Annotated in this window: 12 protein-coding genes; 3 read left to right on the top strand and 9 right to left on the bottom strand. The window is 70.4% G+C overall.

Features of this window, described 5'->3' with window-relative positions:
- Positions 1 to 407 precede the first annotated feature (407 nt).
- The 3 genes from AHOG_RS03270 to AHOG_RS03260 form a co-directional block, all read right to left on the bottom strand.
- Complete coding sequence (locus AHOG_RS03270; RefSeq protein WP_093940033.1) at positions 408 to 1067, bottom strand: response regulator; 660 nt, start codon at positions 1065 to 1067, stop codon at positions 408 to 410.
- The gene (locus AHOG_RS03265) at positions 1064 to 2407 is read right to left on the bottom strand and encodes a sensor histidine kinase (protein ID WP_157736609.1); all 1344 of its coding nucleotides are present in this window, start codon (positions 2405 to 2407) and stop codon (positions 1064 to 1066) included. Before AHOG_RS03265 ends, AHOG_RS03270 begins: the two co-directional genes overlap by 4 nt.
- A 235-nt stretch (positions 2408 to 2642) precedes the next feature.
- Positions 2643 to 3989, bottom strand: a complete 1347-nt coding sequence (locus tag AHOG_RS03260) for a DUF418 domain-containing protein (RefSeq protein ID WP_245856534.1) — start codon at positions 3987 to 3989, stop codon at positions 2643 to 2645.
- Positions 3990 to 4441: 452 nt separating this feature from the next.
- Between AHOG_RS03260 and AHOG_RS03255 the strand changes: the two genes are divergently transcribed.
- Positions 4442 to 5725 carry an alpha/beta fold hydrolase gene (locus AHOG_RS03255; RefSeq protein ID WP_093940031.1) on the top strand — a complete coding sequence of 428 codons (1284 nt, stop codon included), beginning with the start codon at positions 4442 to 4444 and terminating at the stop codon, positions 5723 to 5725.
- Positions 5726 to 5807: 82 nt separating this feature from the next.
- On the opposite strand, the gene AHOG_RS03250 is transcribed toward AHOG_RS03255, so the two are convergent.
- The 4 genes from AHOG_RS03250 to AHOG_RS03235 all read right to left on the bottom strand — a co-directional run bounded on the left by AHOG_RS03250 (position 5808) and on the right by AHOG_RS03235 (position 9290).
- Entirely contained in the window at positions 5808 to 6749 is a 942-nt protein-coding gene (locus AHOG_RS03250) for an imine reductase family protein (protein ID WP_093940030.1), read from the bottom strand.
- An 85-nt stretch (positions 6750 to 6834) separates the two neighbouring features.
- On the bottom strand, positions 6835 to 7431 hold the full coding sequence (locus tag AHOG_RS03245; RefSeq protein ID WP_245856533.1) for a TetR/AcrR family transcriptional regulator: 597 nt from the start codon (positions 7429 to 7431) through the stop codon (positions 6835 to 6837).
- Between the two features lie 234 nt (positions 7432 to 7665).
- Complete coding sequence (locus AHOG_RS03240) at positions 7666 to 8682, bottom strand: saccharopine dehydrogenase family protein (protein WP_093940029.1); 1017 nt, start codon at positions 8680 to 8682, stop codon at positions 7666 to 7668.
- On the bottom strand, positions 8679 to 9290 hold the full coding sequence (locus AHOG_RS03235; protein WP_211290517.1) for a hypothetical protein: 612 nt from the start codon (positions 9288 to 9290) through the stop codon (positions 8679 to 8681). Before AHOG_RS03235 ends, AHOG_RS03240 begins: the two co-directional genes overlap by 4 nt.
- Positions 9291 to 9350: 60 nt before the next feature.
- On the opposite strand from AHOG_RS03235, the gene AHOG_RS03230 reads away from it, so the two are divergent.
- Both AHOG_RS03230 and AHOG_RS03225 read left to right on the top strand, forming a co-directional pair.
- The gene (locus AHOG_RS03230; protein WP_211290516.1) at positions 9351 to 9980 is read left to right on the top strand and encodes a TetR/AcrR family transcriptional regulator; all 630 of its coding nucleotides are present in this window, start codon (positions 9351 to 9353) and stop codon (positions 9978 to 9980) included.
- A gap of 155 nt (positions 9981 to 10135) precedes the next feature.
- Entirely contained in the window at positions 10136 to 10576 is a 441-nt protein-coding gene (locus AHOG_RS03225) for a carboxymuconolactone decarboxylase family protein (protein WP_093940027.1), read from the top strand.
- A gap of 166 nt (positions 10577 to 10742) precedes the next feature.
- Here AHOG_RS03225 and AHOG_RS03220 read toward each other — a convergent pair whose 3' ends face one another.
- Both AHOG_RS03220 and AHOG_RS03215 read right to left on the bottom strand, forming a co-directional pair.
- Entirely contained in the window at positions 10743 to 11180 is a 438-nt protein-coding gene (locus tag AHOG_RS03220; protein WP_093940026.1) for a VOC family protein, read from the bottom strand.
- A gap of 1 nt (position 11181) precedes the next feature.
- Positions 11182 to 11754, bottom strand: a complete 573-nt coding sequence (locus AHOG_RS03215; RefSeq protein WP_093940025.1) for a DinB family protein — start codon at positions 11752 to 11754, stop codon at positions 11182 to 11184.
- Between the last annotated feature and the right edge of the window lie 60 nt (positions 11755 to 11814).

Genomic DNA, 11814 nt, shown 5'->3' with positions numbered 1-11814 from the left:
ACCGTGGCGGCCGGCGGCCGCGGCGCGCGGATCAGAACCCGCGCGTCCGCTCCGCGGATCGAGACGGGCCGACCTCGGTGTCGTGACGCGCCGGGACTCGGGCGGCAGGTCGTTCCAGTCCGCCGGTATGGAGACGGCGGCCGTGTCGGAGCCGGCCCGGCCGTGTCCGCCCGGCCATGTCGGCCCGGCCGTGTCCGCCCGGCTTGAGCAGGTCGGCACGAACCAGTCCGCACCCGAGCCGGTCCGGATCGAGCCGGTTCGCCCCGGAGCCGGTCCATGCCGCACGCGCCTGAGTCGGTCTGTGCCGAAGTTCAGTCCGTGCCCGAGCCGGCCCGTGCCCCAGCCGATCCACGCCGAAGTCAGTCCGCACACAGGCCGGCCCGCACCCGAGCCGGCCCGCGCTCGAGTCAATCCCCGCCCGCCTCGTCGGCCAGCCAGCCGCGTCGGTAGGCGGCGGCGACCGCCGCGGCTCGGTCGGCCACGCCCAGCTTGGCGTAGAGCCGGGTGAGGTGAGTCTTGACCGTGGCCTCGGAGATCCGCAGCGCGCGGCTGATCTGCTGGTTGCCCCGCCCGTCGGCCACCAGCGTCAGGATCTCCCGCTCCCGGGGGCTCGGTGCGCCCTCGTCACCGGTCCTGCCCTGCCGGAACGCGCTCACCAGCAACGCGGCCACCGGGGGTGCCAGCACGGACTCCCCTCGGCTGGTCGCGCGGACGGCGGCGAAGAGGTCCTGTCGAGTCGCGTCCTTGAGCAGATAACTCGTGGCACCGCGCGCCATCGCCGTGGTGACGTCGGCGGCGGAGCCGAAGGTGCTCAGCACCAGGATCGGCAGCGTCGGATCGTGCTCGTGCAGCGCGCCGATCAGATCGATGCCGTCGCCGCCGGGCATCCGCAGGTCGGTGATCACCAGATCGGGCCGTGCCGCGGCCACGGCGGCGAGCGCCTCCCGGCCGCCGGAGGCCTCCGCCGCGATCGTGAGATCCGGCTGGGTGTCGATCAGGCCGCTGATGCCGTCGCGGACGATCGGGTGATCGTCGACGAGCAGGATGCGGATCGTCCGGCCGGTCACTCCGCCGCCCCGCTCGTCGCGATGCCCGGCCGCAGCGGGATCGTCGCGTTGATCATCGTGCCCTCCCCTGGTCTGGACTCGACGGCGAGTCTGCCCTGGACGGCGGCGACCCGGTCTCGCATGGCGCTCAGGCCGTGACCGCCCGTCTCGCCGGGGGAGCCGAGATGGTCCGCGTCGAAGCCCACCCCGTCGTCGACGATGTCCACCGCGACGAGGTCACCGAGGTAGGACAGGGTGACGGTGACCTCGGTGGCCGCCGCATGCTTCTCGATGTTGGCCAGCGACTCCTGCGTCGCCCGCAGCAGCGCGCGATCCACGGCGGGGTCGGCGGGTTCGGGGTCGCCGGTGATCCGCAGTCGCGCCACGCCCCCGGTCCGGGTTCGCCACTCGTCGACGACCGTGTGCAGGGCGTCGCCGAGCCCCGCCGTCAGCAAGGGACCCGGCCGCAGATCGTGCACCGATCGCCGTGCCTCCACGAGGCTGGAACGGGCCAGCGTCAACGCGGAGCCGATGCGTCGCCGCGCCGGATGCTCCTCGGCCACCAGTTCCTCCGCGATCTCCAGCTGGGTCGTGATCCCGGCCAGGCCTTGAGCCAGCGTGTCGTGCAGCTCACCCGCCATCCGGGCCCGCTCCGCCGTCACGGCCGCCTCCCGTTCCCGAGCGAGCATCCGGCTGCGCAGTCGGTCCTGCTCCCGCGCCGCCGTCCGCAGGGCGAGGAGGGCGCGTTCCAGCTCCTCACTGGTCTGTCTCCGCAGTTCCGCCTCGGATTCGAGCTGCCGGATCGCCCAGCCGACCGCTCCGACGACCAGGGTGCTGCCCGCCAGCTGGCCCACCGTCGCCACATCGGGCGGCAGCCCGCCGAGCAGAACGGTCAACGACGCCCCGGGGATCAGGATCCCCGCGTACGCCCATCGGCCGGGCAGGACGACGAACGCCATCGGATAGGCGCCTGCCGCCAGCAGGAGGAAGGCCGGGTGCAGCGTGCTCAGCAGGCCGCCGAACCCGACCAGGCCGACGAAGTAGACGGCCATCGGCCCGAGCCTGTTCTCCGGCCACTCCGGATGCAGGCTGACGAACCAGAGGTGCCAGCCGAGCGAGCCGGCGACCAGTGCGAGCAGGAGCATCGGCTCGCCTGCCAGCTGATCGGGATCGAGCAGCGCCAGGACCGCCGCCGCCGCGATGATCACGTAGAGGGCGAGTTCCCAGCCGAGGTTCCATCGGCGCTGGAACCGCGACGCGGCCGCCGTGATCGGCGGATCGTCCGCGCGGGCGGCGGGCGGTCGCCCCGGCGGGTGGGATGCACGTTCGGGCTGAGGACGACCTCCGGCGAGCCGCGCCACGGACCACACTCCACTCGATCGATATCTTACTCGAATAGAACAAGTGTTCGATAGTCATGTCATGGACATTCACTCGCCGGCCGCCGTCACCGTGTCCGTCCCGCTCGTGGGCCTCGCCGCGGTCGTCGGCCTGATCCTGCTGGCCGTGGCGGTCGTGCTCGAGCGTGGCGGCCGGGCCGACCGAGCAGCGGAGGCCGCCCCGGCCGGCACCCGGCCTCGCCCGACGGCGAGTCTCTCACCCGGCCTTGTAGGAGATCCGCCGCAGCAGCGCGTCCGCCGGACCGGGGCGGCGTGCCTTGTCGAGCCGCCACGCGACCACCACCGACACGAGCCAGGTCGCCACCGCCAGCGCGAACGCCCCCGCCGAGCCGAACACCGCGCCGAGCCCGAACGTCGAGGGCGCGAGCACCACCATGAAGACCACCGAGGAGAACAGATATCCACTCAGCGAGCGCCGCCCGAGCGCCGTGAGCGCCCCCGCGATTCCCGAGGGGCTCGCCGCCAGGCGGGAGCTGACCAGGGCGAACAGAGCCAGATAGCCGACCGCGCCCGCCACTCCGCTGAGCGAGTGCAGCAACGAGAAGGCGACCACCAGCCCGGCCGAGTCCACCTGGATGAACTGTCCGACGATCAGCGCGCTGGGCAGCCCGCCGAGCAGGCCCACCGGCACGAGCACGGCGGCGGTCCGCCGCAGCAGCCTGCGGTGCCTGGCCGGCTCCTCCAGGATGCGGTGACGCGCGGCCACGACTCCCAGGATCGCGGCGGTGAGCACCGGCAGCAGGCCGGCCGGCGTCATCAGCCATTCCACGAAACGCAAGGGCAGTGCCTCGGCCAGGGACTCGCGTTCGAACGACCAGAAGTAGCCACGGCCCTCGCCGTCATGGGGAAGCGCGTAGACGAGCCCCTGCACGGCGCAGGCGGCGACCAGCCACCATGCGGCGAAGCGAAGCAACGCCCGATCGGTCCAGCCGGTGAACACGAGCAGCATGAATCCGACCACCCCGTAGATGCCGAGGATGTCGCCGGGAAAGAACAACACGGCATGGACGAGGCCGAAGCCGATCAGGGCAGTGCTGCGACGCCGCAGAACCGACCGGGTCCGGGCCTCGGGGACGCCGCGGGCGGCGCTCCTACTGATCATCTGCACGATGCCGTAGCCGAAGAGGAGGGCGAACAACGGGTAGGCCCTGGCATCGACGGCCGACACCGTCACGGTGGCGACCAGCCGATCGAGCAGGCCGTCCTCGACGATGTGCTGGCGATGACCGTAGGGCCGGTCGTAGAGGAAGATCGCCGAGTTCGCGATGCCGATGAGCACGAGCATCAGTCCTCGGGCGAGATCCGGGGCGAGGACGCGCTGTGCGGAACGGACCGGGCTGTCACGGACGGCGGAATCGGAGGCGGCGGTAGCTGACGTGGCACTGTCGGCGGGTCGGGTGTGTGCGGGCCTGCTGTCGGCTGGCCGAGTACCTGTGGTGACCTGCGGTTCGGGCATGATCACCACGCTAGGAATCCGCGACGCCACCGCCCAGTCGTCCGATGCGCCCAGCAGATCATGGGCCACCCGGCGAGGCGCTGTCATCCGTTCGGATGACAGCCGGGGTGGTCGCGCCGGGTGAGACGCGAGTAGGAGAGGCGAGGGGACTCAGGAGTTCGCAGCGCGACGCACGTCGAACCACGACGTCACGACAAGGTCGGAGTGTCGGGATCGACGGGTCCGGTTGGGCGGGGCGGCTTGGCAGGGCGGCTGGGCAGGATGACCCGCCGAGGCGGGCCGGCTAGGCGGCTCGGCTAGGCCGCTCGGCAAGGCTTCGCCGGGGCAGCCGTCGTCGGCAACAGTTGCCGTCGGCAGCCGTCGTCGGGAACAGCCGAGGGCGGAGGTCGCGGGCCGTCCGCCGCTACGTGCTCTGGTGGACCGCCTGCCCCGCCGTCAGCGCCGAGACGCCGTAGCGTGCGAGTTCGTGGAGATCGATTCGCCGCCTCGTCGCGTCGTGACCACGTCGCACTGAAGACCGCTCACGATTCGGGAGAGCAATGACGACCAGCTATCGAAGCCCCGGCATCGCCTGTGTCGATCACGTCATCGAGGTACCGCTCGACCACGGTGATCCGACGAGCGAACGGATCTCGGTGTTCGGCCGCGAGGTCGTCGCCTCGGGAAACGAGACCGCCGACCTGCCGTGGCTGCTGTTCCTCCAGGGCGGCCCCGGTGGCAAGGCGACCCGGCCGGTTCCCGCGACCGGCTGGCTGCGCCGGGCGCTCCGCGAGTATCGGGTACTGCTGCTCGACCAGCGCGGCACCGGCCGTAGCACGCCCGCGAACCGGCAGACTCTCGCCCGCTTCGGCTCCGGCGAGCAGACCGCCGACTACCTGCGTCACTTTCGGGCTGACTCGATCGTGCGAGATGCTGAGGTGTTCCGCCGCCGGCTGACCGGCGATCGTCCGTGGAGCGTGCTCGGCCAGAGCTTCGGCGGCTTCTGCGCCCTGACGTATCTGTCCATCGCCCCGGAGGGCCTCGCCGCCGTCCTCGTCACCGGCGGTCTCGCAGGACTGGACGCCGGGCCGGACGAGGTCTATCGGGCGTTGTATCCGAGAGTGCTGCGGAAGAACACGGAGTACTTCAGCCGGTATCCGCAGGACGAGCCGATCGTCCGATCGGTGTTCGACCATCTCGCCGAGCACGAGGTGCTGCTGCCGACCGGCGAACGCCTCACACCGCACCGTTTTCAGACACTCGGAATCGAGTTCGGCAAGGCAGGCACCTTCGACCGCCTGCACTATCTGCTGGAGGAGGCGTTCGTCGACGCACCCGGCGGTCCCGATCTCTCCGACACCTTCCTGCACGGCGTGAGCGGCAGTGTCACCTTCGCGACGGACCCGCTCTACGCGCTGTTGCACGAGTCGATCTACTGCCAGGGCGGCGCGTCGCTCTGGTCGGCCCACCGTCTCCGTCGGGAGTTCACGGAGTTCGACGTCGACGAGGGCGCCTCGGTGCGCTTCACCGGCGAGATGATCTACCCCTGGATGTTCGAGGAGGACCCGGCGCTGGTGCCGCTCCGCGACGCCGCCGAGGCGCTGGCCGCCAAGACGGACTGGCCCAACCTGTATGACCACGACGTGCTGAGTCACAACAGGGTTCCGGTGGCCGCCGTCGTCTACCACGACGACATGTATGTGGACCGAGAGCTGTCGTTGCGCACGGCGGAGCAGGTCAAGGGCCTGCGCACCTGGGTCACCAGCCAGTACGAGCACGACGGTCTTCGGATGGACTCCGGCGTGCTCGACCGGCTGATCGCGATGACACGCGGGGAGGCCTGATCCGGCGGATTCCGCAGGGGCACGGCAGGCAGAGACCCCTTGGCGGGGTGATGAGCGGGAGCCGCCTGCCGTGCGGGTCGAGTCAGGCGTGCTGGTTCTGGCCGGTACCCGCGCCGGTGACGCCGACCCCGGCCGACTGCCTGCGCAGTATCTCGACCAGGCCGGCGAAGCTCTCCCTGCCGCGCCCGTCGGCGATGCCGTCGGAGGTCAACGCCTCGATCAGTCTCGGCAGACGTGTGTCCAGTCCGCGTTCCCGGCTCGTCCGCACGAGATGTCCCATCAGCGGAAAGTCCAGTTCGAGCCACTCCTCGTCGCCGGGATAGCGCCGGGCGTCGACCTGTCCGGCGTAATCCTCGATGACATCGACGACCGTCGTGGTGAGCCAGCCGGTCAGCAGCGGCGTCAAGGTCGTGGCCGGGACACCCGAGGTGCCGAGCAGGACGGCGGTGTACAGGTATCCGAGCAGCGTGGACCAGGCGAAGCCGAGCATCGCCACGTCGTACAGCGCGGCGGTGCCCGCAGCGGGGCCCAGGTACGAAGCGCTCCCGAAACAGGCGAGCACCGCCGACCGGCGCTCGAACACCTCGGCGGAGCCGCTGAAGACCAGGATCGTGGCGCTGTCACCGACGTGCTCGGGATGGGCCATCAGCGCACCGTCGAGATACCGGCCGCCGAGCGCCGCCACTCGGTCGGCGGCTCGGTCCGCCTCCTCGCTCGTTCCGGAAGTGAGGTTGACGACGTCATGTGCCGTGAGTGCGTGTCCGCCCGCCTCGTCCAGGATGAGCCGGAGCTCGTCGTAGTCGTCGACGCAGAGCACGACCAGAGGAGCGGCGCCGAGCGCCGAAGTCCAGGAGTCGGCACTACGGACCCCGTCGATTCGCAGCGCCGGAGCGGCGTCCGCATCCGGGGTCGGACTCCAGACCGTGATCGCGTGTCCGGTGTGGAGCAGCGCCCGCGCCAGCCCTGCCGCCCTGGCGTTCGCACCGATCACCGCGATCGACTCGGACTGTCGCGCGATCTCCATGACGCCCTCCTTCTTGACGGCACCATGCCGCCACCCACCAACCTACATAATGTAACTTACATTGTGTAGGTTACGGTCTTCGGGCTCACGGGGCCAGGCCCTCGTCGTACTGCCTCAATGCTCCGACCACGATGGTCGTCGACGCCGAGACGGCCTCCGCTCGCGAGACTCGTCCGTCGACGGCGGCGCGGGAGAGCCCCTCGATGACGCCGAGAACCCCGGTGATCAGCGCTCGGCCGCGCGGCCCGGACAACGACACGAACGGTTCGAGCGCCTGGCGGAACTCAGCGAGGTAGAAGTCCTGCGACCGCTGATGGAAATCCCGGGTCTCGGTACTGCCCGCGAGCGCCGCGCTCACCGCCGCGCACTCCGGCCCGGCCGAGAGCACCCCGTCCACATAGGCGGCGCTCAACACCGAGACCACGTCGGTCACGGAGCCCGCGTCCTCCGGCAGCGCCGCCCTGATCGTGCGTCCGATCTGCTCGTCGTACTGCCGATACAGGGCCATGAGCAGCCCCTCACGCGTCGTGAAGTGGTCGTAGGCGATCGGCCGGGAGACACCCGCGCGCTCGGCGAGCCGGACCAGGCTCAGGGCATTGGTCCCCTCCGTACGGATGATCTCCGCCGCTGTCGCGAGCAGCTGAAGCCGTCGTTCGTCCCTGCTCAGTCTCGTGACACTCATGCGGCGCATTCCTCGTCTCGGGTCGCCATCCTCACGCCGGTACCGCCTGCGACTGTCGGGCAGGAGAGACCGCTGCCAGGCTAGACCGACGCAGGCGACGCCCTGCGGTACCGAACGGGGCACCGGCTCGCGAGGTGATCACCCGGGGCGACGATGAGCAGGCGGCTGGCCGCCGTCCGGCTGTATCGACATACGGACCCGGCGACTCGCCGCCTGCACCGGGAGCCCGGCTGCTCAGCCGAGGTGCTTCGCCACGAGCCCGTCCCGCATCTCAGCGAGCACGCCGTCCAGCGTCGTGAGCGCGAACGGCGCACCGGCTCCAGTGACCTCCCCACGCGCGGCGAGCACGCCGAGAGCGACTGCCACACCTGCCGTGGCACCGTAGTCGGACGTGGCGGAGAGTGCGACCACCTGCTCCGTCGGTCGGCCCGCGAGCGTGCCGCGTCCCCGGACCCACAGCTCCACGTTCTCCGGCGTCATCGGGTCGTGTCTGGTCAGCCGCGCCAGCCGCGGCGCGTATCGGGGTAACGCCCTGATCGCGACCAGCGTCGCCACGGCCGAGTCGAACGCCCGACTGTTCCAGCCCGTCCAGTATTCGACGCGATCAAGCCCGAGACCGGACGTCACGATGTCGCGCTCGGGGTGTTCGATCCGCCGCAACCCCTGCTCCGCGCGTGAACCGCGCCGGAAGCCGCGTACCACGGACGTTCCTCGCCGCACCGGGGCCGAGACGATCTTCAACATGTCGATGGTCCCCGAGCGGCCGACACACGCGTTGGTGTTCTGGCGGAAGAAGACGTCGACGCTCTCGATCGTGTCGAGCCCGCGGATCGCCTCCCCGATCTGTAGGCCGGAGAGCCCCGGAAAGAGCCCTGCCATGGCGATGGAGGCGAGTCCGGCATCAGCTGCTCGTCGATCCATGGAGCGCACCTGCGCCGCGAGATCGACCCCGATCCCCACGTCCACGCTGTGGACACCGAGCTCGAGGCAGGCCTGCTGAACGAGCGGCTCGTCCTGGTTCAAGGCGATGATCACCAGCTGCGCCCCGGCGATCGCCCGCCGAACGGACACCGGGTCGCGCGCGTCGAGCGGCACCCGGCGGGCGTGCGGGCCGAGTCCCCTCGGAAGGCAGGCCGCACCCTCGACACAGCGGGTGCCGATGAGCAGCTCGGCACCGGGCAGCACGGCCCTGACCTCGGAACAGATCGCCCGGCCGAGCACTCCGGTACCGCCCGCCACGAGGATCCTCATCGGGCTCCCTCCCCCGCCGCCTGCGAGCATCGAGCACCCGGTCCCCATGGCACGAGGTGACCGAGAAGCAGTTTGGTCACCAGCAGCGGAGCGATCCAGGCCAGCTCGACGGGCACGACGGTGGCCGTCACGAACGGGAGGAGCGAGAAGAGCACCGAGCCGACGGCGAAGGCGACGGGCCGTCGCAGCGGCTCGTCAACGAGAAGGATCACGCAGGCAGCCAGCAGGATCGTCGAATACTGCACCACCGCCGTCGCCCACGGATAGCCGGGAAACACCAGGGCCACGCCGAGGAGGTGGACGTGTGCCGCGACGAACCCCCACTGCCGACGCCGGGAGGCCCGCGCACCGTGAAACCGTCTCGTCGCCGCGGCCGTGGCGTTGACGACGGCACCGCCGAACAGGTCGAAGCCAAGGAGCGCGAGCACAGTGACCTGCAACGGGGTCGCCCCCGACACCGCTCCGACGATCAGGCCGAAGGCGGCACCGATGACTGCGGCGCCGTAGCCCAGCCATGACTCTCCCCCGGAGGCTCCCGGCGCTACCAGAAGCGCGTTGACTCTCTCGAGAAGGGACTCGCGCCCCGCTCTTGCCGACACGGCAGACACCACCTGACTCTTCAGCTCGCCGCCGTCGCCAGCGGTGAACGATAAGTTACCATGGTGAATATGTATTCACCAGAGGACAGGACAGCAAAGGCGATCATTCGAGACGTCGCCGTCGCGTTGTTCGGGGAGCGCGGTCCGGACGCCGTTCCTCTTCGTCTCGTCGCCGAGCGGAGCGGCGTGTCACAACCGCTGATCATCAAGCACTACGGCTCCCGAGACGGCCTGGTCGCCGCCGTGGACGAGCACGTCATCGGGCTGGTACGCAATGCCGTGCACGCCACCGCACTCGAAGAGTCCGCTCAGGTCCGATCGATCGTGGAGATGCTGGGCGACTCGGCCGTCACGAGGTACCTGTCACGCCTGCTGACCGGCGACGGCCCCCGTTCCCGCGAGGCGTACGCGGAACTGAGCGACTTCAGCAGGCAGTTGGTCATGCGGCTCGACGAGGCGGGAGCGATCGCCGCGGGCGTCGATCATGAGCAGTTGGCCGCCGTCCTGCTCGCCCACGACCTGTCCCTCGTCCTGTTGCGCAGCCGGATCGGCGAGACGCTGGGCGCGGATCCGCTCAGCGGCACGGGCCTGCGGAACTGGGCGGGCACGGTCGATCTGCTCTACCGCGGAATCGCCCTCCACGTCGACCACGGCAGGCAGGACCACCCGACGGACGGCGTCAGCTCGGAGGCACCCTGACCGCAGGCCAGGCCAAGGGCACCGGCCGAACTCGCCAACGAGCAACGCCCGGCGATTCCCTGTCACATCGCGGCGATCGGCGTCGACGAAGGCAGCAGCGGTTCACCAGGACCCGCAGCACACCGCCCGATCGACGTACGCGGAAAGAGAGAGTCATGCCCAGACTCGTAGTGCCAGAACACGCTCCGGCCGGCTACCGGGCCGTCGGACGGCTCGACCAGTACCTGCGCGACAGCATCGACGCCGGCCTGCTCGACGTCGTCAAGCTGCGCGCGTCCCAGCTCAACGGCTGCGCCTACTGCGTCGACATGCACGCGGCAAGCTTGAGCGAACTCGGTGTCCCGGCCCGGAAGATCCACGCGCTCCCGGTGTGGCGGGAGACCGACTTCTTCTCGGATCGGGAGCGCGCCGCACTCGCGCTGACCGAGGCGATCACGGTGCTGACCAACGGTGTCGACGACGACGTCTGGGCGCAGGCGGCAGCACAGTTCGACGAACGTGAACTGGCCGACCTCGTCCTGGCGATCGGCACGATCAACCTGCTGAACCGGATCGGCGTCAGCACCCGACTCGCCCCGCCGCCGTTGGCACGGTAACCGCCGAGGACCGACGCCGCGCAGCCCAGGGCGGACCATCCGCGCCACTGCCGCTGCCCCGGGGTCGGCGAGCGCCGCAGCCCCGGTCGACACCACGCCGAGACGATCCGCATCAGGCGGGTTCAGGCATCGCAGGCGGGTCGGCCGGGGCTGCGGCATAGGCCGGTCAATCGAGACAGAACTCGTTGCCCTCCGGGTCGGCCATCACGATGTGACCGCCGTCGAGTGGCAGAGCGGGCTCATGCCGGTGCAGGCGGGTGGCCCCGTGGGCGACAAGCCGTTCGGCCGCCGCCTCCAGGGCCGCCATCCGCGCGTCCCCCTCCAGACCCGGCGCGGCTCGCACATCGAGATGCGCGCGGTTCTTAGCCTGCTTGCCCTCCGGCACTCGCTGGAAGAACAGCCGAGGCCCGGTGCCCTCGGGGTCGATCGACGCCGCGGCATCGTTGCGGCGCTCGGGCGGCACGCCCATCGCGTCCAGCGCCTGGTCCCACGACTCGAAGCCCGCGGGCGGGCCCTGCAGCCGGTAGTCGAGGGCTTCGGCCCAGAAGGCCGCCAGTGCGGCCGGGTCGGCACAGTCGAAGGTGATCTGAACGTCGCGAGCCATCTCAGCGCGTCTCCCGTCGGGTATGAAGGTAGAGGTCACGGAGCAGACACACCTCGGCCAGATGGTGGATCAGCTCCCGGTTGATGCGCAGGACCAGACGGGCCAGTGAATCCTCGGGATACAGTGGCTCCGCGTCTCCGCAGGGCCGTGCGAGGCCGCTCTCCCCGAGCGACTCGACTCCGGCCAGCCAGGCGGTGTACTCCGCATCGAGCTGGGCCAGCGCCCCGGCTGCGGTCGGCGCGTACTCGAACGATTGGTAATCGGTGTGCGCACGGCCGAAGTGCGCGGCATTACGCATCGCGAGCACGCCGACGATCACATGCCCGAGTCGCCAGGCGATCGTCGCGAACGGCGGCGGGTCCGGCTCCGGACTCGCGAAGTCGATGACCATCGCACCGGAACCGGCCTGCGACGATGCCGATCCGGTTCCGCGCGGACGCACGTTCCAGCAGTCGGGCACGGGCTCCCAGAAGTACTCCTCATCGGTGAGCCCCGCGAGGCGCTCGCGCAGCTGATTCGTCCAATGCCAGGCAATCTGGTCCCGGAGCAGAAGGTTGACGGGCTCATCGATCACGGCGCCACCTTCCCTGATATCGCGGACAGGTTCCTTCCGCGATCCATGGCAGGATTCGTG

It is taken from the genome of Actinoalloteichus hoggarensis, from assembly GCF_002234535.1.
Classification (GTDB): Bacteria; Actinomycetota; Actinomycetes; order Mycobacteriales; family Pseudonocardiaceae; genus Actinoalloteichus_A; species Actinoalloteichus_A hoggarensis.
The sequence above is the reverse complement of the archived record's forward strand: the minus strand, read 5'-3'. Positions and strand labels throughout refer to the sequence as shown.